This is a genomic window from Rhizobium sp. J15, assembly GCF_002531825.1.
In the GTDB taxonomy this organism is placed as follows: domain Bacteria; phylum Pseudomonadota; class Alphaproteobacteria; order Rhizobiales; family Rhizobiaceae; genus Rhizobium.
Genome location: NZ_NWSX01000011.1, coordinates 127,880 through 153,474, shown reverse-complemented (window position 1 = coordinate 153,474; position 25,595 = coordinate 127,880). Strand labels below are relative to the sequence as shown.

The 25,595-nt window shown below is 63.2% G+C and carries 27 protein-coding genes; 16 read left to right on the top strand and 11 right to left on the bottom strand.

All coding sequences use genetic code 11. The features are described 5' to 3' along the window. The 3 genes from CO670_RS12830 to CO670_RS12820 are packed head-to-tail and all read right to left on the bottom strand — an operon-like array spanning nucleotide 1 to nucleotide 1,789. On the bottom strand, nucleotides 1-1,077 hold the full coding sequence (locus tag CO670_RS12830; protein ID WP_097590575.1) for a 5-(carboxyamino)imidazole ribonucleotide synthase: 1,077 nt from the start codon (nucleotides 1,075-1,077) through the stop codon (nucleotides 1-3). Continuing rightward, the gene (purE, locus tag CO670_RS12825) at nucleotides 1,074-1,568 is read right to left on the bottom strand and encodes a 5-(carboxyamino)imidazole ribonucleotide mutase (RefSeq protein ID WP_088677908.1); all 495 of its coding nucleotides are present in this window, start codon (nucleotides 1,566-1,568) and stop codon (nucleotides 1,074-1,076) included. The genes CO670_RS12830 and purE overlap by 4 nt, the downstream gene beginning before the upstream one ends. Before the next feature lie 17 nt (nucleotides 1,569-1,585). Next, nucleotides 1,586-1,789, bottom strand: coding sequence for a DUF465 domain-containing protein (locus tag CO670_RS12820; protein ID WP_088678052.1), 204 nt, complete (start codon nucleotides 1,787-1,789; stop codon nucleotides 1,586-1,588). A 227-nt stretch (nucleotides 1,790-2,016) separates the two neighbouring features. Here CO670_RS12820 and CO670_RS12815 point away from each other — a divergent pair, with 227 nt between their 5' ends. After that, nucleotides 2,017-2,190 (top strand): DUF465 domain-containing protein, encoded by a 174-nt coding sequence (locus CO670_RS12815; RefSeq protein ID WP_088677909.1) that lies wholly within the window; start codon nucleotides 2,017-2,019, stop codon nucleotides 2,188-2,190. A gap of 208 nt (nucleotides 2,191-2,398) precedes the next feature. Here CO670_RS12815 and CO670_RS12810 read toward each other — a convergent pair whose 3' ends face one another. Both CO670_RS12810 and CO670_RS12805 read right to left on the bottom strand, forming a co-directional pair. Continuing rightward, entirely contained in the window at nucleotides 2,399-2,659 is a 261-nt protein-coding gene (locus CO670_RS12810) for a metalloregulator ArsR/SmtB family transcription factor (protein ID WP_003542830.1), read from the bottom strand. A gap of 70 nt (nucleotides 2,660-2,729) precedes the next feature. Beyond that, nucleotides 2,730-3,494: a sulfite exporter TauE/SafE family protein gene (locus tag CO670_RS12805; protein WP_097590574.1), complete on the bottom strand. Its 765-nt coding sequence runs from the start codon at nucleotides 3,492-3,494 to the stop codon at nucleotides 2,730-2,732. Between the two features lie 107 nt (nucleotides 3,495-3,601). On the opposite strand from CO670_RS12805, the gene CO670_RS12800 reads away from it, so the two are divergent. Continuing rightward, the gene (locus CO670_RS12800) at nucleotides 3,602-4,255 is read left to right on the top strand and encodes a thiamine phosphate synthase (RefSeq protein ID WP_097590573.1); all 654 of its coding nucleotides are present in this window, start codon (nucleotides 3,602-3,604) and stop codon (nucleotides 4,253-4,255) included. Between the two features lie 10 nt (nucleotides 4,256-4,265). After that, complete coding sequence (locus tag CO670_RS12795) at nucleotides 4,266-5,348, top strand: tetratricopeptide repeat protein (protein WP_097590593.1); 1,083 nt, start codon at nucleotides 4,266-4,268, stop codon at nucleotides 5,346-5,348. 69 nt (nucleotides 5,349-5,417) lie between these two features. Here CO670_RS12795 and CO670_RS12790 read toward each other — a convergent pair whose 3' ends face one another. Beyond that, nucleotides 5,418-7,160: a chemotaxis protein gene (locus CO670_RS12790; RefSeq protein ID WP_097590572.1), complete on the bottom strand. Its 1,743-nt coding sequence runs from the start codon at nucleotides 7,158-7,160 to the stop codon at nucleotides 5,418-5,420. A gap of 341 nt (nucleotides 7,161-7,501) precedes the next feature. On the opposite strand from CO670_RS12790, the gene CO670_RS12785 reads away from it, so the two are divergent. The 13 genes from CO670_RS12785 to CO670_RS12725 all read left to right on the top strand — a co-directional run bounded on the left by CO670_RS12785 (nucleotide 7,502) and on the right by CO670_RS12725 (nucleotide 22,412). Further along, a complete protein-coding gene (locus tag CO670_RS12785; protein WP_097590571.1) occupies nucleotides 7,502-7,831 on the top strand; it encodes an STAS domain-containing protein in 330 nt (109 codons plus the stop codon). After that, nucleotides 7,828-8,196 (top strand): response regulator, encoded by a 369-nt coding sequence (locus tag CO670_RS12780; RefSeq protein WP_008533128.1) that lies wholly within the window; start codon nucleotides 7,828-7,830, stop codon nucleotides 8,194-8,196. Before CO670_RS12785 ends, CO670_RS12780 begins: the two co-directional genes overlap by 4 nt. Continuing rightward, nucleotides 8,193-10,241: a chemotaxis protein CheA gene (locus tag CO670_RS12775; protein ID WP_097590570.1), complete on the top strand. Its 2,049-nt coding sequence runs from the start codon at nucleotides 8,193-8,195 to the stop codon at nucleotides 10,239-10,241. The genes CO670_RS12780 and CO670_RS12775 overlap by 4 nt, the downstream gene beginning before the upstream one ends. Continuing rightward, the gene (locus CO670_RS12770; RefSeq protein WP_097590569.1) at nucleotides 10,238-10,747 is read left to right on the top strand and encodes a chemotaxis protein CheW; all 510 of its coding nucleotides are present in this window, start codon (nucleotides 10,238-10,240) and stop codon (nucleotides 10,745-10,747) included. The genes CO670_RS12775 and CO670_RS12770 overlap by 4 nt, the downstream gene beginning before the upstream one ends. 31 nt (nucleotides 10,748-10,778) lie before the next feature. Beyond that, complete coding sequence (locus tag CO670_RS12765) at nucleotides 10,779-12,485, top strand: methyl-accepting chemotaxis protein (protein ID WP_097590568.1); 1,707 nt, start codon at nucleotides 10,779-10,781, stop codon at nucleotides 12,483-12,485. A 272-nt stretch (nucleotides 12,486-12,757) separates the two neighbouring features. After that, nucleotides 12,758-14,683, top strand: coding sequence for a methyl-accepting chemotaxis protein (locus tag CO670_RS12760; protein ID WP_097590567.1), 1,926 nt, complete (start codon nucleotides 12,758-12,760; stop codon nucleotides 14,681-14,683). 215 nt (nucleotides 14,684-14,898) lie between these two features. Continuing rightward, nucleotides 14,899-16,707 carry a methyl-accepting chemotaxis protein gene (locus CO670_RS12755; RefSeq protein ID WP_097590566.1) on the top strand — a complete coding sequence of 603 codons (1,809 nt, stop codon included), beginning with the start codon at nucleotides 14,899-14,901 and terminating at the stop codon, nucleotides 16,705-16,707. Between the two features lie 2 nt (nucleotides 16,708-16,709). Next, nucleotides 16,710-17,186 (top strand): chemotaxis protein CheW, encoded by a 477-nt coding sequence (locus CO670_RS12750; protein WP_097590565.1) that lies wholly within the window; start codon nucleotides 16,710-16,712, stop codon nucleotides 17,184-17,186. A gap of 27 nt (nucleotides 17,187-17,213) precedes the next feature. Continuing rightward, entirely contained in the window at nucleotides 17,214-18,068 is an 855-nt protein-coding gene (locus tag CO670_RS12745) for a CheR family methyltransferase (RefSeq protein WP_097590564.1), read from the top strand. A gap of 8 nt (nucleotides 18,069-18,076) precedes the next feature. After that, the gene (locus tag CO670_RS12740; RefSeq protein WP_097590563.1) at nucleotides 18,077-19,174 is read left to right on the top strand and encodes a chemotaxis response regulator protein-glutamate methylesterase; all 1,098 of its coding nucleotides are present in this window, start codon (nucleotides 18,077-18,079) and stop codon (nucleotides 19,172-19,174) included. Nucleotides 19,175-19,360: 186 nt separating this feature from the next. Continuing rightward, the gene (locus tag CO670_RS12735) at nucleotides 19,361-20,161 is read left to right on the top strand and encodes an inositol monophosphatase family protein (RefSeq protein ID WP_088686436.1); all 801 of its coding nucleotides are present in this window, start codon (nucleotides 19,361-19,363) and stop codon (nucleotides 20,159-20,161) included. Nucleotides 20,162-20,273: 112 nt separating this feature from the next. Then, nucleotides 20,274-21,377, top strand: coding sequence for a MotA/TolQ/ExbB proton channel family protein (locus tag CO670_RS12730; RefSeq protein WP_097590562.1), 1,104 nt, complete (start codon nucleotides 20,274-20,276; stop codon nucleotides 21,375-21,377). Between the two features lie 3 nt (nucleotides 21,378-21,380). Beyond that, a complete protein-coding gene (locus tag CO670_RS12725) occupies nucleotides 21,381-22,412 on the top strand; it encodes a peptidoglycan -binding protein (RefSeq protein WP_097590561.1) in 1,032 nt (343 codons plus the stop codon). Here CO670_RS12725 and CO670_RS12720 read toward each other — a convergent pair whose 3' ends face one another. From CO670_RS12720 to CO670_RS12705, 5 genes are all read right to left on the bottom strand, one after another. Next, nucleotides 22,413-23,663, bottom strand: a complete 1,251-nt coding sequence (locus CO670_RS12720) for a DUF6596 domain-containing protein (protein WP_097590560.1) — start codon at nucleotides 23,661-23,663, stop codon at nucleotides 22,413-22,415. It abuts the gene before it with no gap. A 7-nt stretch (nucleotides 23,664-23,670) separates the two neighbouring features. Then, nucleotides 23,671-24,009: a YciI family protein gene (locus CO670_RS12715; RefSeq protein ID WP_097590559.1), complete on the bottom strand. Its 339-nt coding sequence runs from the start codon at nucleotides 24,007-24,009 to the stop codon at nucleotides 23,671-23,673. A gap of 62 nt (nucleotides 24,010-24,071) precedes the next feature. Next, the gene (locus CO670_RS33635; protein WP_280951339.1) at nucleotides 24,072-24,203 is read right to left on the bottom strand and encodes a hypothetical protein; all 132 of its coding nucleotides are present in this window, start codon (nucleotides 24,201-24,203) and stop codon (nucleotides 24,072-24,074) included. Nucleotides 24,204-24,250: 47 nt separating this feature from the next. Beyond that, the gene (locus CO670_RS12710; protein ID WP_088677931.1) at nucleotides 24,251-24,439 is read right to left on the bottom strand and encodes a YegP family protein; all 189 of its coding nucleotides are present in this window, start codon (nucleotides 24,437-24,439) and stop codon (nucleotides 24,251-24,253) included. A gap of 156 nt (nucleotides 24,440-24,595) precedes the next feature. Further along, on the bottom strand, nucleotides 24,596-25,588 hold the full coding sequence (locus CO670_RS12705; RefSeq protein WP_097590558.1) for a tripartite tricarboxylate transporter substrate binding protein: 993 nt from the start codon (nucleotides 25,586-25,588) through the stop codon (nucleotides 24,596-24,598). Between the last annotated feature and the right edge of the window lie 7 nt (nucleotides 25,589-25,595).

Genomic DNA, 25,595 nt, shown 5'->3' with positions numbered 1-25,595 from the left:
TCAGCCGGAAACCGGCGATTTCCGCTGCAATGTCGTGACGTGGCCCATCTTGCGGCCGGCGCGCCACTCCGTCTTGCCGTAGAGATGAACCAGCGTATCAGGGCGCTGCAGCCAGTCGGGAACGGCAAGGATATCGTCGCCGATCAGGTTCTGCATGACGCAGTCGGAATGGCGGTCGGCATTGCCGAGCGGCAGGCCGGCGACGGCGCGGATATGCTGCTCGAACTGGCTGACGACGCAGGCGGCCTCCGTCCAGTGGCCGGAATTGTGGACGCGCGGGGCCATCTCGTTGGCGATCAGGGTGCCGTCGGCGAGCACGAAGAATTCGATGCCGATGACGCCGACATAGTTCAATGCGGCCAGGACCTTTTCCGCCGCCTGGCGGGCGGCGTCCGCCGTCGATGGCAAGATCGCGGCCGGAACCGTCGACGTATGGAGGATGCCGTTGCGATGCACGTTCTCGGCAGGATCGAAGCAGGCGACGGTCCCATCCGCAGCGCGCGCGGCGATGATCGAGACCTCGCGCTCGAAGGCGACGAAGCTTTCGAGGATGAGAGGGACGGCGCCGAGGGCGGCATAGGCGCCGTCGGGACTGTCGGCGCCTGAGCGGAAAACCTTCTGGCCTTTGCCGTCATAGCCGAGACGGCGGGTCTTCAGCACGCCCTGGCCGCCGAAATCCTTCAGCGCGGCTTCGAGATCGGCCTGGCTGTCGATCGCATGGAAGCGGGCGGTCGATATGCCGCAGCCGTTGAGGAAGCGTTTTTCGACGAGGCGGTCCTGGGCCGCTTCCAGCGCCTTTGCGGGCGGATAGACGGGAATGTTCGCCGAGAGCGCTTCGGCAGCCGCGACGGGCACGTTCTCGAATTCGTAGGTGACGACATCGCAGGCGGCCGAAAGTTCGGCAAGCGCTGCCGGATCGTCATAGGCGGCGACGATCTGCCGGTTGGCGAGCTGGGCGGCGGGGCAGTCGGCCTGCGGCTCGAGGATGATCGTGCGGAAATTCAGCCTGGCGGCGGCGATAGCCAGCATGCGGCCGAGCTGGCCGCCACCGATGATGCCGATCGTTCGTGCCGTCATTGGTCGTCCATCGGGTATTCGGCGACCGCCGCACTCTGGCGTTCGCGCCATTCGTCGAGCCGCTCGGCGATCTCCTCGTCGGAAAGAGCCAGCACGGCAGCGGCGAGAAGAGCGGCGTTGACCGCGCCCGCCCTGCCGATGGCAAGCGTTCCGACGGGAATGCCGGCCGGCATCTGCACGATGGAAAGAAGGCTGTCCTGCCCGGACATGGTTTTCGACTGGACCGGCACGCCGAAGACCGGCAGCGGCGTCATCGATGCGGCCATGCCCGGCAAATGGGCTGCGCCGCCGGCGCCGGCGATGATGACCTTGAAGCCTTCCGCACGCGCCCCCTTGGCGAAATTGAAAAGCCGATCGGGCGTGCGGTGCGCCGAGATGATGCGCGCATCATAAGGGATCTCAAGCGCCTCCAGCGTGTCGGCGGCGTTTTTCATGGTCTCCCAATCGGACTGGCTGCCCATGATAATGGCGACGGGCGGTCTGTCTGTCATCGTTGCAGCTATTCCTCTCAAGCGATGATGTCAGGGATGATCTGATCTTCCAGCTTGGTCAGCTTGTCCTTGATGACGAGCTTCTTCTTTTTCATGCGCTGGATTCGCAGAGCATCGCATCCGGTCTCTATCATGGCGTTGATCGCGGCGTCGAAATCCTCGTGCTCCTGACGCAGACGCGCCACCATGAGCCTGATATCCGCCTGTTCCTGATCGGCCATATGCATTCCCCGTTATCGCGCTCGGATCTTGTCCGATCTGCCGATGATTTCCGCAAGCTCCTATCACCAAATACGGGTAACGGCTAGTTAGTGTTGATCATGAATTTGCCATCTCTTCTTCATCTTTTGGCCTTCGACAAGCCTTCAAAAATATGTCACAGTCCGCGCGTTGACACCTTGATCCCCGACGACGATGGTCGGGGAGGGTAAGAGGAAGGAAGGGTCAAATGACAGTTGAAGCTCATCTTGAATCACTCCAGAAAAAGCATGTAGCTCTTGAGGAGGAGTTGCACGCACTCAGAACATCTCCGTCTATCTCAGATACCGAAATTGCCGAATGCAAGCGCCGTAAGCTGCGCATCAAGGACGAGATTCAGCGTCTCAAGTCATCCGTCCATTAATCTTCCCAAGGGTCGCCGGGCGATCATCTTGCGTTAGAAGAGGTAAAATCCATCCATTCCGCCTAAAATTTTGCAAGACCCGGTGATTAGACACCAGAATTGCGCCAGCCCGATGCATGCGGCATTGCGGCTGGCGCTTTTGCGAGGGCGATACGCCTCAAACTGGTTCATGTGATTCGCATAATGCCCGCAGGTTGCGGGGTGCGTATCAGGCCCAGAACTGATCCAGCCATAAATTGAGCTTGTCGAAGCCGCGGTTGTTGACCGTATAGATGCGCTTCGTGCCTTCCGACGTCACCGAGACGAGGTTGCTGTCGAGGAGCGCCTTCAGGTGCTGCGACACGGCCGGGCGGCTGATCGGCAGGCCTTCGGCGAGCTCATTGACGGTCCGCGGCGCACGACGCAATTCCTCCAGCAGAAACCGCCGGTTCGGATCGGCAATCGCAGAGAAAGGGTCTGTATTCGACATGCCGGGAAAGCTACGTCAAACCAGCCGTTCCAGCAAGGAAATTGTGCATTGCAGCGTGCTGCCGCGGCCCTTACCAGCCAAGACCTTCGCGCACGATCAGGAAGGCGGCGATCAGGGCCATCGCATACATGAAGGGATAAAAAATCTCCGGCCTCATGCGCCGCACGCACCAGGCGCCGGCAAGGGTGGCGAGCGGGGCGAAGGGCAGAAGCGTCGCGGAGGTCGCCAGATTCTGCGTGTCGAGCTGGCCGAGCGCGAAATAGGGGACGAGCTTGATGGCGTTGAGGATCGCGAAGAAGCGTACGCTGGTGCCGGTATATTCGCGCGGCTGCATCTTGAGCGGCAGGGCATAGATCTGGAAGGGCGCGCCGCCGGCATGGGCGACGAAGCTGCCGTAACCTGAAAACGCGCCCCAGAAGCCGGCGGCGACCGGCCGCTGGCCGCGCGGTGGGATCACCCTGCCGGCGCCGGGGCCGAAATTGTTCCAGAAATAGCGCAGGCAGAAGAGGATGGTCACCGCGCCGATGACGATGCGCAGAATATTGCCCGGAACGAGCGCCGATGTCGCCCAGCCGAGGCCGATGCCGAAGATGGCGCCGGGCAGCATGATCTTCAGCGTCGTCCAGTCGCCGTGTTTGCGCCAGACGACGAGCGAAATCATATCCATGAAGACCAGGATCGGCAGCAGGATCGCCGCGGCCTCAACCGGCGAGACGACGAGGGCCAGAAAGGGCAGGCCGATCAGCGACAAAGCGTCGCCCATGCCGCCTTTTGCGAGGCCCACCAGCAGAACGGCGGGCACGGCGGCGTAGTAGAATGACAGATCCTGCGGCATGCTTTCGGCGTCCTCCTCTTGCAAGCCTCCTCTAACGGAACTACTCACACAAAACGAGTGCGGTTCCGCCATTTCGGAAGGGAATTCGCAGGAAACGGAAAGACCTCATGACCGAACCGGAAAATCGCTGCCGCCTTGTGCTCATTGTGCCCGACATTGCCGATGCCGATGAGCAGGCAAAGATCGTCGCCGACGCGCTGAAGGGCGGCGACGTCGCCTCGGTGATCGTGCCGCAATACGGACTGGACGACGGCACCTTTCAGAAACATGCCGAAAAGCTGGTGCCCGTCATTCAGGATGCCGGCGCCGCGGCGCTGATTGCCGGCGACAGCCGCGTGGCGGGACGGGCAAAGGCGGACGGCCTGCACCTTTCCGCCAATGCGGAGGCGCTTTCGGAAGCGATCGACAAACATGCGCCGAAGCTGATCGTCGGCGGCGGCAATGCGAGCGACCGGCATACGGCGCTCGAAGTCGGCGAGGTCAGGCCGGACTATATCTTCTTCGGCAAGCTCGACGGCGATATCAAGCCGGAGGCGCATCCGAAAAATCTTGCGCTCGGCGAATGGTGGGCATCGATGATCGAGATTCCCTGCATCGTCATGGGCGGTACCGATCCCGCCTCGGCGCTCGCGGTTGCCGAGACCGGCGCGGAGTTCGTGGCGCTGCGGCTGGCGGTCTTCGCCGAAGCCGGGCGGGCGCCGTCGATCGTCGCCGAGATCAACGCTCTTCTTGACGAAAAAGCGCCACGGTTTGAGGATTGAAATCGCGCTCATGCCGATCCCGCCCGCCCGCCTTTTGAAATATTTCCTTGCCAGCATGGCCGCTCTCGCTGCGGCCGGGCCGGATATTGCGCTGGCGCAGGCGCCCGACAGCGTCATCAGCCAGCCGGGCACGGCGCCGGCTTCGACCTTCCGCACCGACCGGCTCAACGGCGAGGATGTAAAGCCTTCCGATGGCGTCGGCGTGTTCGACCGCATGGGCGCGAAGCTGCCCGACCTGCCGCCGGAGAAGGATTACAAAGGGCCGATCGACGAGGCTTACGGCGCCTATCAGCGTGGTTACTACCTGACGGCAATGGACAAGGCGCTGCCGCGCGCCCAGCTCGGCGATCCGGCGGCGCAGACGCTGATCGGCGAAATCCTGTCGCAGGGGCTGGGCGTCAAGAAGGACGTGAAGAATGCCGCCTTCTGGTACGGCAAGGCGGCCGAAGGCGGCGATGCGGCGGCCATGTTCAAATACGCGCTGATGCTGATGGAAGGCCAGGGCGTACACCGCGACAAGGCCAAAGCCGACGAGTACATGCACAAGGCCGCCGAGGCCGGCAATCCGTCGGCGGAATTCAACTGGGCGCAGATTGTCGTCGCCGACAATCCCGGCGAGAAAGGGCTGAGGCTCGCGCTGCCCTTTTATGAGAAATCGGCCGAGCAGGGCATTGCCGATTCGCAATATGCGGTGGCGCAGATCTATGCGACGCTCAAGGACCTGCCGGAGGAAAAGAAGCGGCTGGCCCGCGAGTGGATGGTGCGCGCAGCGCGCGCCGGCTTCGACACGGCCCAGCTCGATCTCGGCATCTGGCTCGTCAACGGCGTCGGCGGTCCGAAGGACTACGTCAAAGGCTTCGAATGGCTGAAGCTGGCCGCCAATGGCGGCAACGTCGTCGCGCAGAACAAGCTTGCCCATCTCTATATCAACGCCATCGGCACGCCGCCCAATCCGATCGAGGCGGCGAAATGGTACGTGCTGTCGCGCCGCGCCGGGCTCGCCGATCCTTCGCTCGAGGATTTCTATCTCGGCATTGAGGACAGTCAGCAGAAGGCGGCGATCGATGCGGCCAACAAGTTCCGGCGGCGATAGCGGCTGAATGATGCGTTAAGCCGGGAGAGGTCCCGGCTTAAAGGCGTCTTGCGCTTCCGGAGATAAGCATCAGAAAAGCGCGTCGGCGAAAAGATCCTCGTCGTCTTCGGCTTTCAACGCCTCGGCGGGAGCGGCGGCATCTTCCTCGTTCGCCGGGATGATGCCGCGATGGACATTGCGCTCCTGGACCATCGTGTAGAGCTTGTAGATCTTGCGGTCGAGCGGCGCGATCGTCTCGGTGAGATCGGAGATGTCGGCGATATCGGCACCGGCGACGTTTTCGAGCAGATCGGCGCAGCGGGCGAGAACGTCGCCGAGATCATGCTGGAAATCGAGCTTGCCGATCAGCAGGTTGATCTTGGTGGCGACCTCGCGGCCGTTCTCGGCAAGCACTTTCAGCTCGCTTTCCATCGAGTTGGCGGCCGACCGGATGTTGCCGACGGCCGATGTCAGGCTTTCTCCCAGGCCGCCGGCCTCGCCATCGGCCGCGGGTGCGACGCGGCTGGCCGCGGCTTCGAGCGCCGGCAGGCCGTTGACGATGGCATCGGCGGAATCGTCGAGCTTGCCGGCGAAGATGCGCAGCTCGGCGGTGACGACGTTGATCGACCTGCCCTCCTCGCCGAGGCGGCTGCAGCGCAGGTTGGTGTTCAGGGCCATATAATGGATATCGGTCTTGACGGCGCGGATATTGCCGATCGCCTCGAACAGTTTGGCGGCCGTGCCGATCGTCGACTGGCTGACCTGGTCGGCCTGCCGGCTTGCCGCATCGACCTGCTTCACGATCTCATGGGCGGCCGAAACGCTGGATTCCAGCGCGCGCATGAAGTTGCCGTCAGCCTCGCCGCTTTCGCCGCTCATCTGATCGCGCAGTTTGAGAATTTCCTTCATGTCGTGGTCGAAACTCGCAATCGTCTTCACCACGTTTCCCGAATCCCGCTGGAAGTCGGCGCACATCTCGCTCATTTGCGCCGCAGTCAGATGGTGAATGACGTTCTGAAGGCGCTGGCGCGCGCCGGCGTCGAGCTTGGAACCTTCCTCGCCGGCAAAAAAATCCTCAAGCAGGGAGAAGGTCGCCTGCACGTGCTCGATACGCTGGCGGGTGATGTCGCCGATCTGCAGGGCAGACAATGTCGAGGCGACCTTGGTCTGGACGCCGCGGGCGATCGCGCCGACCTCGCGGGCAATGACGCCCAGATCCTTGCGGTGCCCGGCAATCTTGGCGGCATCATCGCGCAGCGCTGCCGCGACGGCCGGAACGGTATCGGCATAGCCTCGGGAAACGCTGGCTCCGAGCGAAGCGGCGAGCTTGACCTCCTTCTCGAGGCTATCGAGATGGGCGGCGAAACGGTTGACCTCGTCGGTGCCTGAATAGATGCGCTCCAGGATCTCCTGGGCGAAGCCGGCGAATTCGGCAAGCCCGGCGCCGGTGATCTTCACGGTCACGGCAAAGGTCCTGAGATAACGCATCGTTTCCTGCATGTCGGCGACATGCTTGCGCAGCTCCCTGCCGGTCTGCGCCAGCGAGACGAGCGCCTGCTGACGGTTTTCCTCGGTGGCCGGCAGTGCCATCAGGCTCTCTACCGTTGCCCTGAGATCGGCGCTGGTGTCACTCGACTCCTTGTTGTCGAGAGTCTTGGTGACGCTCTCGAGCGAGTTCAACAGACGGTTGAGGACATCCATCACCGACAGCAGCACCGTCCCGCCTTCAAGGAAGCGTTCCTCGACTTGGCTGCGGGCGGCCTCCAGAGTCTGGCTGATGTCCCGCCCCGATGTGTAGGCTGCAGCGTGCAGTGATACCTGAGCGTGTACCAACTTTATACCTTTTCTTAAAACACAGGCAATTTGACTCTATTTTTACGGGCAGGATGGAAACGACCGGTAAACACGCCAGACTCGTCTGCGTTGTGATTAACGAAAGATGTGGAACCGCTGCCGCGCGCATCCGCATAGCCGGCGATTGTTCGTCAACTTGCTGATTTTTATTTGTTTATTCGAAAATTCTGAGACAAAAATACAACTTATCCCCGATGAGAATTGGGAGTCGCGGGATCCGCTATACAGCCGTTTCATACAACCGCTGTTTACCCGCCATTAACGCTGCCGTGAGAGTCCTTTTAGGGTCATCAAGTATTTCCCTGGCCCAGGAGGCTGCATTGGATACTCCAAAGCAATATTATGAATCTATAAATCTCCCGGACGGGCTGAGTATTCGCTATGCGTCTGAATTACATTCCAAGATCTCTGACGAACTCCATAGTAAAGATGCGATCATCATCAGCATTCCCGAAGGTGCCGAAGCGGATCTGAGTTTCGTTCAACTCATCGAATCCGCGCGCCGTCAAGCAAAGGCCGAGGGAAAGACGTTCAAGTTATCTTCGCCGGCCAGCGGCTCTGTCCTGAAGGTACTTGAGCGCGCAGGTTTTATAGAATCCTTCGATCAAGAAGGCACAAAGTTCTGGTTGCATAAAGAGGTGACGTTATGAGTGCAAATATCCTGACCGTAGACGATTCCGCCAGCATTCGTCTGACCACCAAGGTCACGCTGACCAATGCCGGCTACAGCGTCACCGAGGCGGTGAACGGGGCAGAGGGCCTCGCGGCGGCCAAGGGCAGCAGCTTCGATCTGATCGTGACCGATCTCAATATGCCTGTGATGGACGGGCTGACGATGATCGAGGAACTGCGCAAGCTGCCGGCGCAGGCAGGCGTGCCGATCATCTTCCTGACGACGGAATCGGACGCCGACCTCAAGGCTCGCGCCAAGGCCGCGGGCGCTACCGGCTGGCTGACCAAGCCGTTCGATCCGGAAAATCTGGTCAAGATCGTGAAAAAGGTCTTAGGAAGATGAGCACGCTCGATCCCGTCGCCGTATTCCGCATGGAAGCTGCCGAATGCCTCGAGGCGATCGAGGCCGGGCTTCTCGACCTGACGCACCAGCTCGACAACAAGGATCTCGTCGACGCCGTGTTCCGCGGGCTCCACACGCTCAAGGGCTCGGGTGCGATGTTCGGTTTCGAGGCGCTCGCCGCCTTCACCCATCATTGCGAAACGGCCTTCGACCGCGTCCGCAAGGGCGAGGTGGCGGCGACCAGCGAACTCGTCGCTGCCGTTCTCGCCGCCCAGGACCATATGCGTGCGCTCGTCGATCAGCCGGATGCCGATCATGGCGATACCGGGCAGAAGCTTCTGGCCCAACTGCAGGCCGCCGTCGGCGGCAAGGCGCCGGCGCCGGCCGCGACGGCGGCCGCCATTCCCCAGGTGTGCGACGTTCCGGCAAAGAAGAAGAACAGCTGGCGCATCCGCTTCAGCCTGCCGGCCAATTCAATGGCCAATGGCACCAACCCGCTCGGCCTGCTGGACGAGCTGCGCGATCTCGGCGAATGCACCGTGCGCGCCAACACTTCAGCCATTCCGCCTCTCGATGAACTCACGCCGACGGAACTCTACGTTTCCTGGGATGTGATGCTGACCAGCGAACAGGACCGTTCGGCGATCGACGACGTCTTCATCTTCGTGCTCGACGATATGGAACTCAGTGTCGAGGAGATCGACGGCGTAGCGCCGGCAACGGCTGCCCCGCCTGAAGCAAAGCCGGCGCCTGCTCCTGTCGCCTCGGCAGCGCCGGCGCCGGTTGCACCGGCCGCCGTGCCGGAATTCCGGCTCGTCGAAGCGGTTCCTGTCAAGCGCGAGGCGCCCGCCGCCGCCAGCCAGGCGAAGGCTGCCGAGAATGTGCGCGTCCCGGCCGAACGTCTCGACGAACTGATGGACCGCGTCGGCGAGCTCGTCATCGCGCAATCGCGCCTCAGCCAGCTCGCCAGCGCCAGCGCCGATATCGCGCTGCGTTCCGTCTCGGAAGAAATCGAACGTCTCTCCGGCGAACTGCGCGACACGATGATGGTGCTGCGCATGGTGCCGGTCGCGACCCTCTTCTCCCGCTTCCGCCGCCTTGTCCACGATCTTGCCCGCGAGACCGGCAAGGTGATCGAGCTGGTGACGGAGGGCGAGACCACCGAAGTCGACAAGACGGTCATCGAGCGCCTGGCCGATCCGCTGGTGCATCTGGTGCGCAACTCGATCGATCATGGTCTGGAAACGCCTGCCGATCGCCTGGCCGCCGGCAAGACCGAGGCCGGCACGGTGACGCTTTCGGCCCGCCAGGCCGGCGGCGAAGTGATCATCTCGATCAAGGACGACGGCCGCGGCATCAACCGCGAACGGGTTCGCGCCAAGGCGGAATCCTCCGGCCTGATCCATCCCGGCCAGCCGCTGTCGGACTCCGAGCTCCTGCAGCTGATCTTCGCGCCCGGCTTCTCGACGGCCGCGGCGATCACCAATCTGTCCGGCCGCGGCGTCGGCATGGACGTGGTCAAGAAGACGGTCGAGGCGCTGCGCGGCGCGATCGATATCGTCAGCGTGCCGGGGCAGGGTTCGGAAGTGTCGCTGCGCATTCCGCTGACGCTTGCCATCATCGACGGGCTGCTCGTGCGTGTCGGCTCCGGCCGCTACGTCATCCCGCTTTCGGCGGTCGAGGAATGCCTCGAACTGTCGCTCGAGGAAGATCTCCGCTCGCGCGGCCGCAGCTTCATCTCGCTGCGTGACAGCCTGGTGCCGTTCCTGCGCCTGCGCGATCTCTTCCGCACCGGCACCAAACCCGACGTGCATCAGAAGGTGGTGGTGATCTCGACCGGCACCGAGCGTGTCGGCCTCGTCGTCGACCAGATCATCGGCGACCACCAGACGGTGATCAAGTCGATGTCGAAACTGCACAACGACGTGGCGACCTTCTCGGGTGCTACCATTCTCGGCGACGGCAGCGTCGCTCTCATTCTCGACGTCGGGCACCTGGTTGCCGCGGGTCAGCAACAGGAGGCGCAATTGCGGGTAGCAGGATGAGTGCAGCAGCAACAGCCGAACGGTTCGACAATCACTGGAGCTATGCCGAGGAAGTCGAGGTGCTGACCTTCGATCTCAACGGCGAGACCTTCGCGCTGGAAGCGGTCATCGTCCAGGAAATCCTGGACCTGCTTCCTGAAACCGCGGTGCCGGGCAGCCAGCCTTTCGTCGCGAGCGTCATCAACTTTCGCGGCAAGGTCATTCCGCTTGCCGACCTGCGTCTCGCCTTCGGGATGGAGGCGGCCGAAGCCACGATCGACAGCCGCTTCATCGTCATCGAGATCGATCTGCAGGGCGAGCCGACGCTGGTCGGCCTCAGAACCGACAAGGTCAACGAGGTGACGACGCTTGCGAAGACTGCGAGCGAGGCGCCGCCGAGCGTCGGCATGCGCTGGCGCGCCGACTACATCAACTGCCTGGTGAAGAGGGGCGGCGAGTTCATCATCCTTCCAAATCTTCAGGCGATTTTTTCATCGAGGCACGATGCGGCGGGGGCCGCAAACTGACGCCGGATGAATTCAAACGGGGGTTAAAACGATGAAACTGACAATCAAGACGAAGCTGGTGACGGCGTTCACCTTCATTATTCTCATGTTATTGGGCACCGCCGCTTACGGCATTTTCAGCCTTGGATCCTTGAACGATACGATCGGCAATCTTCTTGCCGGCCCGGCAGCCCGCCTCGACCTTGCGCAGCAGATCAACATTGCGCAGCTCGAAGCCATCCGCCAACAGAAGAACCTGCTGACCGCCCGCACACCCGAGGAGAGCGCCGGCGCGATCGACAAGGGCAACCAGGCTCGCAAGGACTTCAACGAGGCCTTCAACCATGTGCTGGGGCTCGCCACCGAAGAAGGCAAGGCTCGCTGGGCGCGGATCGCCGAGCTTTCCAAGGCCTTCAACGCGGCCGACGACCAGATCCGTGACTATCTGAAGGCGGGCAATACGGATGGGGCGAACAGCGTCTCCATCACGGCGGCGCGTGCCGCCGCCAACGATATCGACTCGACGCTCGCCGAAATCCTGGCGCTGGAAAAACAGCGTATGAAGGCCGCCGACGCCGATGCCGACGCGCAGTATGCGACGACACGCACGACGATGATCGCCGTCGCCGCCGTCGCGCTGGTGATTGCCGCCATTACCGCCTTCTGGATCGCCAGCACGATCAGCAAGGGCCTGAGCCGCGCCAACACCGTGGTGCGCGAAGTATCCGAAGGCGACCTGACGAAGATGGCCGATATCACCAGCCATGACGAGATCGGCGAGCTTCTCGGCAACGTCAACATCATGATCGAACGCCTGCGCGGCGTCGTCGCCGACGCGCTGTCGGCCGCCGAAAACGTCTCCTCCGGCAGCCAGCAGCTCTCGGCAAGCTCTGAGCAGGTGTCGCAGGGCGCTTCGGAGCAGGCTGCTTCCGCTGAAGAGGCCTCGGCCTCGATGGAAGAGATGGCCGCCAACATCAAGCAGAATGCCGACAATGCGGCCCAGACGGAAAAGATCGCCCGCCAGTCCGCCAAGGATGCGGAAGCGAGCGGCGAAGCCGTGACACGCGCCGTCGATGCCATGCGCACGATCGCCCAGAAGATCAGCATCGTGCAGGAAATCGCCCGCCAGACCGATCTGCTGGCCCTCAACGCAGCCGTCGAAGCTGCTCGTGCCGGCGAGCACGGCAAGGGCTTTGCGGTCGTCGCTTCGGAAGTGCGCAAGCTTGCCGAGCGCAGCCAGTCGGCCGCAGCCGAAATCAGCTCGATGTCCGGCGATACCGTCAAGGCCGCCGCCGATGCCGGGGAGATGCTCGGGCGCCTGGTGCCCGACATCCGCAAGACGGCCGAACTGGTTTCCGAGATCAGCGCCGCCTGCCGCGAACAGGACATCGGCGCTTCGCAGATCAATGAAGCGATCCAGCAGCTCGACAAGGTGACGCAGCAGAATGCCGGCGCTTCCGAGCAGATGTCGGCGACCTCGGAAGAACTCGCCTCGCAGGCCGAGGAACTGCAGACATCGATCGCCTTCTTCAAGGTCGACACGACAGGCAGCACGCGCTCCGGCGCCCGGAAGACGCCGAAAGGCCCGGCCAAGGTGCTCAAAGGGCCGGCGGCTGCCCGCAAGTCGGCTCCGCAGGCGCAAAGCCAGGGCCGAGGCCAGACGGTTTCGGCACAGCAGCAGCGCCTCAAGGGCTTTGCTCTCGATATGTCGATGGGCGGTCCTGACGACGGCGACGACGATTTCAGGGAGAGTGCTTGAGCACTCCCCTCTGGGAGAGTGCATAAGCACTCCCCTGGGGAAAGCGCGTAAACGCTTCCCCTCGTGTGATCCCTCGGGCTGCTCCTGTGGCCCGAGGCGGAAATATCCCCAACGCGTGTAGGCGTTGGCGCAGCGACCGATGGATGTTCGGCTGCCGGGAAGTGAATGCAGTCGCTTTCCCCCTCTCAGACACATCACTCTGAAAGTTCGGCGTTCCTTGGACCGGAACGTCTTTCTATCCAATCGTTTTGGCGCATAGAACGGGGTATCACATGCGTTTCACCATTAAGCTCAAACTAGGCCTTGCCTTCGCAGTCATGACACTGCTTCTGATCGGCATCGCGGTTTATGGAAGCCTGAGCCTCGGCACCTTGAACGAGGCGAGCGGCAATATGATCGATGGACCGGTGCGCCGCCTGGAGCTGGCGCTGAATGCCAATATTGCCGAAGTCAACGCGATCCGCGCGCAGAAGAACGCGCTGCTCTCCACCGATCCCGAGACCGCCGCCGGCTTTTACAAGGAAGCCGACCAGAACCTGCAGGCCATGTTCGACACCGTCGATGCCGGCCTTGCCATCGCCACGGCAGAAGGCAAGGTCCATTGGGAGAAGCTGCGGGCGATCGGCGGAAAATTCCGCGAAAAATCCGCCGAACTGCAGCAGCTCGACGCCAGAGGCGACAAAGCAGGCGCGCTTTCGCTTTCGCTCGGCGATCTCAGGGTGATGACCGACGATATGGCTGGCGCGATCACTTCCCTGATCGAGATCCAGCGCAAGAGCATGCAGGCGACCGACCATGCCAATACCGAGCTTTACGATTCGACCAAGCTCATCCTCACCACGGCATCGGGTATCGCCGTGCTCGTGGCGCTCGGCGCCGCCTTGTGGATCACGCTCGGAATCAACAACGGCCTGCGGAAGATCACGAGCGTCGCAAACGCCGTGGCTATCGGCGATCTCAATCAGAAGGTCGACGTCAGGACCAATGACGAGATCAAGGATCTCATCGATACCGTCAACACCATGACCGCAAACCTGCGCGCGACGGCGGCCCTTGCCGACCAGATCGCCATGGGCGACCTGACGACCGATGCCAAGCCGCTCTCGGACAAGGATACGCTCGGCATCGCGATGCGGAGCATGATCGCCAACCTCAGGACCACCGCGGGGATCGCGGATCAGATCGCCAATGGCGACCTGACGGTGTCCCCGAAGCCGCTCTCCGACAAGGATGCCTTGGGTCTTGCGCTGGAGCATATGGTCGAGCGGTTGCGCGGCGTCGTCGCCGACGCGATCTCGGCCGCCGAAAATGTTTCGGCCGGCAGCCAGGAGCTTTCGGCAAGCTCCGAGCAGGTGTCCCAGGGCGCCACGGAGCAGGCGGCTTCCGCGGAAGAGGCCTCGGCTTCGATGGAAGAGATGGCCGCCAACATCAAGCAGAATGCCGACAATGCGGCCCAGACGGAAAAGATCGCCCGCCAGTCGGCCAAGGATGCGGAAGCGAGCGGCGAGGCTGTCTCCCGCGCGGTCGATGCCATGCGCACGATCGCCCAGAAGATCGGCATCGTCCAGGAAATCGCCCGCCAGACCGATCTGCTTGCCCTCAACGCGGCGGTCGAAGCGGCCCGCGCCGGCGAGCACGGCAAGGGCTTTGCCGTCGTGGCTTCGGAAGTGCGCAAGCTTGCCGAACGCAGCCAGTCGGCGGCGGCCGAAATCAGCTCGATGTCCAGCGACACCGTGACGGCAGCCCAGGAAGCCGGCGAAATGCTCGGCCGCCTGGTGCCCGACATCCGCAAGACGGCCGAGCTGGTTTCGGAGATCAGTGCGGCCTGCCGCGAGCAGGATATCGGCGCGGCGCAGATCAACGAGGCGATCCAGCAGCTCGACAAGGTGACGCAGCAGAATGCCGGCGCTTCCGAGCAGATGTCGGCGACCTCGGAAGAACTCGCCTCGCAGGCCGAGGAACTGCAGACGTCGATCGCCTTCTTCAAGGTCGACATGGCGGGCAGCCGCCGTGAGCGCGCGCCGGCTGCCAGGATGGCGGCACGGGGGCCGGCCCCGGCCGCTGCCCGCAAGCCCGCGGCCAAGAAACCGGCCGCCGGCAGCGTCGCCGGCCAGCAGGCGCGTGTGAAAGGCTTTGCCCTCGATATGTCGATGGGCGGTCCCGACACTGTCGATGACGAATTCAAGGAGAGCGCTTAGCGCTCCCTTGGGGGGGCGCTGAGCGCCTCCCCGCGCACTTGTCGTGGGCCGTCAGCGCGGCCCGCGGCGCAAGCTTCCGGCGCCTGCGGACACAGGTCCGGAAGTCCGTGAATAGCGTTCCGTGGCATGTTTTCGCCTATCGGAATTTCCTTGCTGCATGATGCCGCGCCCACCGGTCCAGATTTATTGCTTCGCTCTCAGAGAGGAATATTGAGATGCGTATTACGATTAAACTTAAACTCGCAGCCGCATTTGGCTTTGTCATTCTATTGCTGGTGGGGAGCGCGATTTACGGAATCATTAGCCTCGGCTCACTGAACGATGCTGTCGGCAGCCTCATCTCCGGTCCGGCAAAAAGGCTGGAATTGGCTCTGGAGGCGAAGACGGCCGAGCTCAACGCCGTTCGCTGGCAGAAGAATGCGCTTCTGGAAATGGACCCGGAAACGGCGATCAAGGATTATCAGAACTCGGCGAGGAGCGCGGATGAAATGCTCACCCTGGCGACAAGCGGTCTACAGCTCGCCACTGTCGAGGGCAAGCCGACATGGGACAGGCTGATCGAGCTGGCCAAACGCTTCAGCGAAGGCTCCGCCAAAGTCGCGGCCACCCAGGAAAGCGGCGACAGGGCAGGGGCAGCCGCACTTTCGTCGGGCGAGATTCGTGCTGTCGTCATGGAACTGGAAGAGGTTTTCGAGACCCTCGTCGCGCTGCAGCAGAAGGCGATGACCCAGGCCGATAACGACACCGACGTCCTCTATGGCTCCACGAAGAACATGCTGATCGGCATTGCGATCGGTGCCTCCCTCATCGCGTTTGCGGCTGCGCTGTGGATCGCGCTCGGCGTCAACAGTGGCCTGCGCAAGATCATGGAGGCTGCCAGCGCCGTCGCCGTCGGCGACCTGAACCAGAAGGTGGAGATCCGGAGCAATGACGAGATCAGGGATCTCGTGAATACCATCAACGTCATGACGGATAACCTTCGTGCCACAGCCGACATCGCGACGCAGATCGCCGGCGGCGACCTGATGGTTTCGCCGAAGCCGCTCTCGGAGAAGGATACGCTTGGCATCGCGCTGGAGCAGATGGTCGAACGGCTGCGCGGCGTCGTCGCCGATGCGATCTCGGCCGCCGAAAATGTCTCGGCCGGCAGCCAGGAGCTTTCGGCAAGTTCCGAGCAGGTGTCGCAGGGCGCCTCGGAGCAGGCCGCCTCCGCGGAAGAGGCCTCGGCTTCGATGGAAGAGATGGCCGCCAACATCAAGCAGAATGCCGACAATGCGGCCCAGACGGAAAAGATCGCCCGCCAGTCGGCCAAGGATGCCGAAGCCAGCGGTGATGCGGTGACGCGCGCCGTGCAGGCAATGCGGACCATCGCCGAGAAGATCAGCATCGTCCAGGAAATCGCTCGCCAGACCGACCTGCTCGCCCTCAACGCGGCGGTCGAGGCCGCTCGTGCCGGCGAGCACGGCAAGGGCTTTGCGGTCGTCGCTTCGGAAGGGCGCAAGCTTGCCGAACGCAGCCAGTCGGCGGCGGCTGAAATCAGCTCGATGTCGAGCGATACGGTCAAGGCCGCCCAGGATGCGGGCGACATGCTCGGCCGCCTGGTGCCCGATATCCGCAAGACGGCGGAACTCGTGGCCGAGATCAGCGCCGCCTGCCGCGAGCAGGATGTCGGTGCGGCTCAGATCAATGAAGCGATCCAGCAGCTCGACAAGGTGACGCAGCAGAATGCCGGCGCCTCCGAGCAGATGTCCGCGACTTCCGAAGAGCTTGCGAGCCAGGCCGAAGAACTGCAGGCCTCGATCGCTTTCTTCAAGGTCGATACCGCAGACAACCACCAGTCCCGCACGACGGCCGCGAGAATGAGCGTCCGCAGTCCGGTTCCGGGCGTCGCCCGCAAGCCTGCAGCCAAGAAACCGGCCGCCAACAGCGTCGCCGGCCAGCAGGCGCGGGCAAGGGGTTTCGTCCTCGATATGTCCATGGGCGGTCCCGATGATGGGGACGCCGAATTCAAGGAAAGCGCCTAAACATGGCCCCAACATCTCTGGAAGCGCAATTCGTGACCTTCAGCCTCGGCGAAGAGATTTTCGCCGTGCCGGTTGAGGTCGTAAGGGAAATCCTCGACTATGCGGAAGCTTTCAAGATTCCGAATGGTCCCGACTATCTGCTCGGCCTGCGCGATGTGCGCGGGCAGGGCGTCCCGACGATCGATCTTCGATTGAAGCTCGGCATGACGAAGACCGAGCCGACGCCGCATACGCGGGTGCTCGTCCTCGACGTGCCGATGGAAAGCCGACTCTTGACGCTCGGCTTGGTCGCCGACCGCGTCTTCGAGGTCACGCCGTTCCGGCACGACCAGATCGAGGCGGCGCCCGATATCGGCGTGCGCTGGCGTTCGGATTATATCGCCGGCGTCGTTCGCCGTGAAAACGGCTTTGTCGTCATCATCGATCTCGCGCGGCTCTTGTCGCGCGAGGACGCCTCGGCATTGCAATCGGCGGCCTGACCGCGTCAACCCGGAGTACCGCGTTTTATGAGTATGGCAGCGGTGGAAACCCAATTGCCGGGCGACCGGATCAGCAAGCGCAACTTCGACAAGCTTGCCCGGTTCATCTACGACTATAGCGGCATCAAGATGCCGCCGACCAAGCTGACGATGCTCGAAGGGCGGCTGCGGCGCCGCCTTCGGGCAACCAACCATTCGACCTTCGACGATTATTGCGACTTCCTGTTCAATCACGACGGGCTTGCCCAGGAAACCGTCTACCTCATCGATGTCGTGACGACCAACAAGACCGACTTCTTCCGGGAAGCCAAGCATTTCGACTACATGCAGACGGTGGCGCTGCCGACGATTGCCAATAGCGGCGTGCGCACCATCCGCACCTGGAGTTCGGCCTGCTCGACGGGGGCCGAACCCTACACGATGGCGATGGTGCTGGCGGAATTTACGGAAAACCGCAACGACGTTTCCTACAGCGTGCTTGCCACCGACCTCTCCACCGACGTGCTGCAGACGGCGCGCCGGGGCATCTATCCGGAAGACCTGATCGCGCCCGTGCCGCGCGACCTGCAGCGCAAATATGTGCTGGTCGCCAAGCAGCCGGGCCGCAGGGAGGTGCGCATAAATCCGAAGCTGCGCAGCAGGGTGGGCTTTGCCCGGATGAACCTGATGGACGAGAAATATCCGGTCGGCGACTTGATGAACATCATCTTCTGCCGCAACGTGCTGATCTACTTCGACAAGCAGACCCAGGCCGGCGTACTCAACCGTCTCTGCGATTGCCTGGCGAAGGGCGGCTACATGTTCATCGGCCATTCCGAGTCGATCACCGGCTTCGACCTGCCGCTGAAGCAGGTCTCGAATACGGTGTTCCAGCGTATCTAGAGGCGTTTATGCGCAAGAAAATCCGTGTTCTGATCATCGACGATTCCGCCAGCGTCCGGCAGACGCTGGCCCATGTGCTGGAGCAGGATCCCGATATCGAGATCATGGCGGTGGCCTCCGATCCTTTCGTCGCGGCGCGCAGGCTGCAGGAGGAGATCCCGGATGTCATCACGCTCGACGTGGAGATGCCGCGCATGGACGGCATCACCTTCCTGCGCAAGCTGATGTCGCAGCGGCCGATCCCGGTTGTCATGTGTTCGTCGCTGACGGAGGCAGGTTCGGAAACGCTGATCCAGGCGCTGGAAGCGGGCGCCGTCGACGTCATCCTCAAATCGAAGATCGGAGCCGCCGACAGCCTTGCCGACGACGCCATGCGCATTCGCGAAGTCGTCAAGAGCGCTGCGCATGCGCGGCTTCCCGCCGTGCGCCGCGCCGCCGGAACCATCCGCTCCGCTTCGGCCGAGGGACCGGCCAAGAAGCTGACGGCCGATGCCATGCTGCCGCCGCCGTCGGGACGGGCGATGGCGAAGACGACGGAGATGGTCGTCTGTGTCGGCGCCTCCACCGGCGGCACCGAAGCGCTGCGCGAATTCCTGGAAGAGCTGCCGGCCAATGCGCCGGGTGTGGTGATCGTCCAGCATATGCCGGAGAAATTCACCGCCGCCTTCGCCAAGCGGCTGAACGGTCTCTGCGAGGTCGAAGTCAAGGAAGCCGCCGACGGCGATCCGGTGCTGCGCGGCCATGTGCTGATCGCGCCCGGCGACAAGCACATGCTGCTCGAGCGCCAGGGTGCGCGCTATTATGTGAGCGTGAAGACCGGGCCGCTGGTCTCCCGTCACCGGCCTTCCGTCGATGTGCTCTTCCGCTCGGCGGCGCGTTCGGCCGGCTCGAACGCCATGGGGATCATCATGACCGGCATGGGCGATGACGGCGCGCGCGGCATGCTGGAAATGCATCAGGCCGGCGCCTACACGGTGGCGCAGGACGAAGCGAGCTCGATCGTTTTCGGCATGCCGAAGGAGGCGATCGCCAAGGGCGGCGTCGACCGTATCCTGCCGCTCAACGAGATCGCCCGGGAAGTGCTGATGACGCAGCAGAAATTCTGACATCCGTTCCGATAATTGGCGATTTCCGGCGCGGCAGGGCAGCCATGCGCGCCTCCCCTTGAAATTTCCCCGATTTTGTGGTCTTGAGGCCGCCAATCTTTGCAGCGCTGCCTGTCATGCATGTTCAGGGACATTTCCCGCCCCTGGCAGCGCGCGCCTCATATCAGTCCCAAGGAAAATGCGCAGATGGCCCGTTCAGCTCTTCTCAATGTCATGGTTCAGGCTGCCCTCAAGGCAGGAAAATCGCTGGGGCGTGATTTCGGCGAAGTGCAGAACCTGCAGGTTTCGGTGAAGGGACCGGGCGATTTCGTTTCCACCGCCGACCGCAAGGCCGAGAAGATCGTCCGGGAAGAGCTGCTCAAGGCGCGTCCGACCTATGGCTTCCTCGGTGAGGAAGGCGAGGAGATCAAGGGCACCGACGGCGCGCATCGCTGGATCGTCGATCCGCTCGACGGTACCACGAACTTCCTGCACGGCATCCCGGCCTTTGCCGTCTCGATCGCGCTCGAGCGCAATGGCGAAATCGTCGCCGCCGTCGTCTTCAATCCGGCGACGGACGAGCTCTTTACCGCCGAGCGCGGCGGCGGCGCCTTCCTCAACGACCGGCGCCTGCGTGTCGCCGCACGCCGGGCGCTGTCGGACTGCGTCATCGGCTGCGGCGTGCCGGCGCTCGGCAAGCGCAATCACGGCAAGTTCCTGGTCGAGCTCCGCCACGTGATGGGCGAAGTGGCCGGCATCCGCCGGCTCGGTTCGCCGACGCTCGATCTCGCCTATGTCGCCGCCGGCCGTTTCGACGGTTTCTGGGAAGCGGAGCTTGCGCCGTGGGACATGGCGGCCGGCATCCTGCTCATCCGTGAAGCCGGCGGTTTCGCCACCGACTGGGACGGAGGGACGGCCATTCTGGAGAGCGGCGCGATCGTCGCCGGCAACGAAGCCATCCACAAGGCGCTGATCGAGGTCATCAAGCGGCCGATCCCGGCCAAGTGAGCTGACGAAAATCCGCCTGTTGTAAAGTCACGGTTTTCACCCCGGCATACTTCAATTCGGCACAATGTTGCTCTAGTCTCCGCCAGCAATGAGTTCGGAGGCTGCTGAACCTATGGAAAATGTGAATGTGGCGGAGATCGGCTCCACCGAAAAGACGACGGGCGGCTACGCCCACAGGCTTTCCAGCCCTATGCCCTTCCTCTGGACGATGCTGCTCTTCCTCGTCATCGTCGGTTTCATTGCCGCCATCCTCTTCCGGCAGACGCAGACCGCCTTCATGCACAATCCAGGCCTCAACGGCCTGATCCTCGGCGTTCTCGCGGTCGGAATCATCCTCGTTTTCAACCACGTGCTGGCGCTTCGCCCCGAAGTGCGCTGGTTCAATTCCTTCCGCGCCGCCGGCAGCGCCGACAAGGTCAACCGCAATCCGCGGCTGCTCGCGCCGATGCGCGCCCTGATCGGCAGCCGCAAGACTTCGCTGGCCCTGTCGACGACGGCACTGCGCTCGATTCTCGATTCGATCGCCACCCGTCTCGACGAATCACGCGACGTCTCGCGCTACCTGATCGGCCTCCTGGTCTTTCTCGGCCTGCTCGGCACCTTCTGGGGCCTCATCGGCACGATCGGTTCGATCAGCAACGTCATCCAGTCGCTGGATCCCGGCGCGAACGGCACCGGAGATGTGCTCTCGGCGCTGAAGGAGGGGCTTTCCATGCCGCTTTCGGGCATGGGCCAGGCCTTCTCCTCCTCGCTGCTCGGCCTTTCCGGTTCGCTCATTCTCGGCTTCCTCGACCTGCAGGCCGGCCGCGCGCAGAACCGTTTCTACACGGAGCTGGAAAACTGGCTCTCCTCGGTCACCGATGTCGGTTCCGATCTCGCGCCGGCCCTCGAGGCCGTTTCCGGCTCTTCCTCGGAGGATATGCGGGCGCTCTCCGATTACCTGCGCAAGGTCTCCGAAGAGGGCGGCGTCGGCAGCCAGCGCTCCGTCGCCGCCATGGCGAGCCTTGCCGAAGGCATTCAAGGGCTTGTCAAGAACATGCGCAACGAGCAGCAGATGCTGCGCGACTGGATCGAGGCGCAGCAGGACGAGGCGAAGGCGATGCGCCGCACGCTCGACCGTCTGGCCGAGCGCATCGGCCTGCAGGAGCGGGGAGGCGAGAAGGCCGAGCGCCAGCGCGACCGCGCCAGCCAGACAGAGAAGAGCGAGGGCAAGTAAGCCATGGCCCTTGCCCGCAACCGCCGCCGCGAACGCACGGTGGATTATTGGCCGGGCTTCGTCGATGCGCTGTCGACGCTGCTCATCGCCATCATGTTCCTGCTCACGGTGTTCGTCGTCGGGCAGTTCATCCTCAGCCGCGAGATCACCGGACGCGACGAGGTGCTGAACCGCCTCAACAGCCAGATCAACGAGCTGACGCAGCTTCTGGCGCTCGAAAAGGGCAGCAATCAGGATCTTCAGGATTCCGTCGCCAACCTGCAGGCCTCGCTTGCCACCGCCGAGGGCGAGCGTTCGCGGCTGCAGGCGCTGCTCAGCGCCGGTTCCGGCGGCCAGGACGCGGCCCAGAAGCGGATCGGCGCGATGACGCAGGAGCTTGACGAGCAGAAGCAGGTGAGCGAGCGGGCGCTGAGCCAGGTCGAACTTTTGAACCAGCAGATCGCAGCGCTGCGCAGCCAGATCGCGGCCGTCGAAGCGGCGCTTCAGGCCTCCGAGGAGAAGGATCGCGTCTCGCAGACCAAAATCGCCGATCTCGGCAGCCGCCTCAACGTGGCGCTCGCCGCGCGCGTGCAGGAGCTGAACCGCTACCGTTCCGACTTCTTCGGCCGCCTGCGTGAAATCCTGTCCGACCGCGAAAATATCCGCATCGTCGGCGACCGGTTCGTCTTCCAGTCGGAAGTGCTGTTTCCCTCGGGGGGAGCGGATCTCAACCCGGAAGGCCAGACGGAGATGGCGAAGCTCGCCGCAGCACTGCTCGATCTCGCCAAGGAAATTCCGCCGGAGATCAACTGGGTGCTGCGCGTCGACGGACATACCGACAACGTGCCGCTGGCCGGAACCGGCCGCTACCGTGACAACTGGGAGCTTTCCTCGGAGCGCGCGATTTCGGTCGTCAAATTCCTGATCGGACAGGGCGTGCCGGCCGACCGGCTCGTTGCCGCCGGTTTCGGCGAATTCCAGCCGATCGCGCCGGGCGACACGCCGGATGCCCGCGCCACCAACCGCCGCATCGAATTGAAGCTGACCGAGAAATGATCAGCCCGGCGTGGCCTGTGGCAACTGCTTCAGCCGGCCGGTGAGGAAGTCGCGTACGGCGGGACTGTCGCTGAGGCTGATCGCCGTCATATAGGCCTCGGCTGCGGCGGGGTTATCGCCGGCGCGCGCCAAAAGGAAGGCGCGCACGGCCCAATAGGGCTGATAGGCTGCGACATCGCGCGGATCGAGCCTGTCGAGTTGCTCCAGGCCGGCTGCGGTGCTCGCCGCCCTGCCGATCACCGCAGCCTGACCGACACGCGCGCCGAGCGTCGGCTTCATCATCACCAGCGCCGCATAAAGCGTCGCCAGCGCTTGCCAGTCGGTCGCCCCAGAGAGCCGGCGCGCCGCGTGCACGGACTGAATCGCCGCTTGGCACTGAAACGGGCCGAAACGATCGAAGCCTCCGGCCTTGCGCAGCAGCGCATCCGCTTCCGCGATCATGATCGCGTTCCAGGTCAGCGTGTCCTGCTCGTCCAGCGGCACATACCGGCCCTCAGTGTCGCGCCGGCCATTGCGGCGGGCTTCGCAGTGAAGCATCAGCGAGAGGAGGCCGATCGCTTCCGGCTCGTCGGGCAGCACCGCCAGAAGCGCCCGTCCGAGCCAGATCGCCTCACCGGCAAGCGCTTGGCGCTCTTCTTCACCATCGATGCCGTCCCAGCCGAGACCATAGGCGGCGTAGATCGCCGAAAGCACGGCGGCAAGCCGCTCCGGCAAGGCGGAGCGAGGCGGAACGGCAAAGGGAATGCCGGCATCCCGGATCTTCATCTTGGCCCGCACCAGTCGCTGGCCCATCGCTTCCGGTGAAACGACGAAAGCGCGTGCGATCGTTTTCGCCTCGATGCCGAGTACGGTCTGTAGCATCAGCGCCGTATGCACGGAGCTGTCGATGGCGGGATGGGTGCAGGCGAAGAGCAGCTTCAGCCGCTCATCGGGAAAGACGGCTTTCTCGGCCGCGTTCATGCGCTCCTCCGCTTCTTCGAAGGCAACCGATATCGTCGTTTGCGCATTGACCGCGACGCTGCGGCGGCGGGCAGCCTGGGCCAGGTTGCGGCGTGCGGCCACCAGCAGCCAGGCTTCGGGCTTGTCGGGGACGCCGCGTTCGGGCCAGACGCGCAAAGCCGAAGCCAGCGCTTCCGACAATGCGTCTTCGGCCGCCGGCACATCGCGCGAGCGGGCGGCGAGAAAGGCGATCAGCTTGCCGTAGGATTGACGCGCCACCTGCTCGGCGGCGCGTCCGGCGTCGGGCGGCATTGCCGCCTCACATCTGCAGGCGCGGCCGTATCTCGACCGAACCCTTGTCGGAGATCGGAACGCGTATCGCCCATTCGAGCGCCGTATCCATGTCGGGAACCTCGATCAGATAGAAGCCGCCGAGCTGTTCCTTGCCTTCCGGATAGGGGCCGTCCTGAACGTCGTGGGTTTCGCCTTTGCGGCGTATGACCGTGCCGGTTTCGGGGGCCGTCAGTCCGGCGCCACCGGTCATGATCCCCGCTTGAGCCAGCGCTTTGCTGTAGGCAACCCAGCCGTCGCGATAGACGGGGTCGCTGCGTCGCGCGAAATCCTCGGCGGCTTCGCGAATGATGAGAGCATATTGCATGAGAAACTCCTGATCTCGTTGGTGGCGTTGATCCAGGCAGCCGTGACGCCCGGCGGAGCGGCTCAGCCGTTCCGAGACAATGAGGCGCGGCCAACGGTCATTTCGACATGGCTTTCAAAAAAATCTGCAAAAAGAGAAATGGCGCGCAATTCATAAGCAAACAGGCCGGGCTGGAAAGCACCGGCGCTGCTCATGGGCGCGGAAGGGCAGAGCGGCGCTCACGCCGCTACTGCCGCCTTGATCAGGCTTCGGCCTTGGTCGTATCGACGATGTCGGCGCCGGGCGAGTTCTTCTTGATGGATTCGATGGCGTTCAAGGCGGATGCCTTTGCCTTGTAGCCTTCGGAACTGAACATCGTCTCGCCGTTCGATGCCTTGAAGCGGAAACGGAATTCGCCTGATTTATCCTTGTAGACTTCGAATTTATACATTGATGTCTCCCAAAACGCTGAATTCCAACCATCAGCTTGGCGGAGGCTAGACCAAAATGGTGAGCTTTTCCACTACCTTAATTAGAAATGGATTGCATGGCGTCCAATTGCCGCCGCTTCGATTGGACGCAAGCGAAGGAGACGGACGCGCCGGCATCACTCCATCTGGATGTTCGCGCCCTTGACGACCGGTCCCCATTTGGCGAGCTCGGCCTTCACATGGGCGGCGAGCTCTTCCGGCGTCGAGCCGACGATGGTGGCGCTGAATTCCTTCATGCGTTCGGCAACGGCAGGATCCTTGAGCGCCTTGTTGGCCGAGGCATTGAGGCGCGTCACCACCTCGCTCGGTGTGTTGGCCGGGGCAAAAAGCGCGTTCCAGGTATAGGTCTCATAGCCCGGTATGCCGGATTCGGCGATCGTGGGCACATCGGGGAAGGAGGGCGCGCGCGCTGCGGTGGTTACCGCCAGCGCCCGCAGCGTGCCGGCCTTGATGTGGCTGGAGGAGGAGGGCAGGTTGTCGAACATGATCGGCACCTGGTTGCCGATGACGTCGTTCAGCGCCGGGCCGGCGCCCTTATAGGGGATATGCTGCATGCTGACGCCGGCCATGCTCTTGAAGAGTTCGCCGGACAGATGCAGCGGCGTGCCGTTGCCCGAGGAGGCGTAGCTGTATTTGTCAGGCTCGGCCTTCAGCAGCGCCACCAGTTCCTGCACGGTCTTTGCCGGCAGTTCCGGATTGACGACCAGCACGTTCGGCACGACGACGAGCAGCGAGACCGGCGCGAAATCCTTTTCCGGATCGTAGGGCGTCGATTTCAGGATCAACGGGTTGAGGGCGTGGGTCGCGACCGTGCCCATCAGAATGGTGTAGCCGTCCGGATCGGCGCGGGCGACGTTGCCGGCGCCGAGATTGCCGCCGGCGCCGGCAACATTCTGCACGATCACCTGCTGGCCGAGATCCTCCGACATCTTCTGTGCGACGATGCGGGCGACGACATCGGTCGAGCCGCCGGCCGCGAAGGGCACGACCATGGTGATCGCATGATCGGGAAAATCAGCGGCGACGGAAACCGTGCCGAGACCGAGCGTTGCGGTCAGGCCGAGAGCGAGCGCAAGGCCCGTGCGTCGCGTGATATCGGAAAGCGCCATTCCTATC

Excerpts from the sequence above, each read along its gene's own strand:
- CO670_RS33635 (WP_280951339.1), bottom strand. The coding sequence starts at position 24,203 with ATGAGCAGCGCCGGTGCTTTCCAGCCCGGCCTGTTTGCTTATGAATTG.
- CO670_RS12710 (WP_088677931.1), bottom strand. The coding sequence starts at position 24,439 with ATGTATAAATTCGAAGTCTACAAGGATAAATCAGGCGAATTCCGTTTC.
- CO670_RS12780 (WP_008533128.1), top strand. The coding sequence starts at position 7,828 with ATGAGTGCAAATATCCTGACCGTAGACGATTCCGCCAGCATTCGTCTG.
- CO670_RS12725 (WP_097590561.1), top strand. The coding sequence starts at position 21,381 with ATGGCCCTTGCCCGCAACCGCCGCCGCGAACGCACGGTGGATTATTGG.
- CO670_RS12745 (WP_097590564.1), top strand. The coding sequence starts at position 17,214 with ATGAGTATGGCAGCGGTGGAAACCCAATTGCCGGGCGACCGGATCAGC.
- CO670_RS12730 (WP_097590562.1), top strand. The coding sequence starts at position 20,274 with ATGGAAAATGTGAATGTGGCGGAGATCGGCTCCACCGAAAAGACGACG.
- CO670_RS12740 (WP_097590563.1), top strand. The coding sequence starts at position 18,077 with ATGCGCAAGAAAATCCGTGTTCTGATCATCGACGATTCCGCCAGCGTC.
- CO670_RS12795 (WP_097590593.1), top strand. The coding sequence starts at position 4,266 with ATGCCGATCCCGCCCGCCCGCCTTTTGAAATATTTCCTTGCCAGCATG.
- CO670_RS12765 (WP_097590568.1), top strand. The coding sequence starts at position 10,779 with ATGAAACTGACAATCAAGACGAAGCTGGTGACGGCGTTCACCTTCATT.
- CO670_RS12775 (WP_097590570.1), top strand. The coding sequence starts at position 8,193 with ATGAGCACGCTCGATCCCGTCGCCGTATTCCGCATGGAAGCTGCCGAA.
- CO670_RS12720 (WP_097590560.1), bottom strand. The coding sequence starts at position 23,663 with ATGCCGCCCGACGCCGGACGCGCCGCCGAGCAGGTGGCGCGTCAATCC.
- CO670_RS12760 (WP_097590567.1), top strand. The coding sequence starts at position 12,758 with ATGCGTTTCACCATTAAGCTCAAACTAGGCCTTGCCTTCGCAGTCATG.
- CO670_RS12705 (WP_097590558.1), bottom strand. The coding sequence starts at position 25,588 with ATGGCGCTTTCCGATATCACGCGACGCACGGGCCTTGCGCTCGCTCTC.
- CO670_RS12820 (WP_088678052.1), bottom strand. The coding sequence starts at position 1,789 with ATGGCCGATCAGGAACAGGCGGATATCAGGCTCATGGTGGCGCGTCTG.
- CO670_RS12750 (WP_097590565.1), top strand. The coding sequence starts at position 16,710 with ATGGCCCCAACATCTCTGGAAGCGCAATTCGTGACCTTCAGCCTCGGC.
- CO670_RS12830 (WP_097590575.1), bottom strand. The coding sequence starts at position 1,077 with ATGACGGCACGAACGATCGGCATCATCGGTGGCGGCCAGCTCGGCCGC.
- CO670_RS12815 (WP_088677909.1), top strand. The coding sequence starts at position 2,017 with ATGACAGTTGAAGCTCATCTTGAATCACTCCAGAAAAAGCATGTAGCT.
- CO670_RS12805 (WP_097590574.1), bottom strand. The coding sequence starts at position 3,494 with ATGCCGCAGGATCTGTCATTCTACTACGCCGCCGTGCCCGCCGTTCTG.
- CO670_RS12715 (WP_097590559.1), bottom strand. The coding sequence starts at position 24,009 with ATGCAATATGCTCTCATCATTCGCGAAGCCGCCGAGGATTTCGCGCGA.
- CO670_RS12800 (WP_097590573.1), top strand. The coding sequence starts at position 3,602 with ATGACCGAACCGGAAAATCGCTGCCGCCTTGTGCTCATTGTGCCCGAC.
- CO670_RS12755 (WP_097590566.1), top strand. The coding sequence starts at position 14,899 with ATGCGTATTACGATTAAACTTAAACTCGCAGCCGCATTTGGCTTTGTC.
- CO670_RS12810 (WP_003542830.1), bottom strand. The coding sequence starts at position 2,659 with ATGTCGAATACAGACCCTTTCTCTGCGATTGCCGATCCGAACCGGCGG.
- CO670_RS12735 (WP_088686436.1), top strand. The coding sequence starts at position 19,361 with ATGGCCCGTTCAGCTCTTCTCAATGTCATGGTTCAGGCTGCCCTCAAG.
- purE (WP_088677908.1), bottom strand. The coding sequence starts at position 1,568 with ATGACAGACAGACCGCCCGTCGCCATTATCATGGGCAGCCAGTCCGAT.
- CO670_RS12770 (WP_097590569.1), top strand. The coding sequence starts at position 10,238 with ATGAGTGCAGCAGCAACAGCCGAACGGTTCGACAATCACTGGAGCTAT.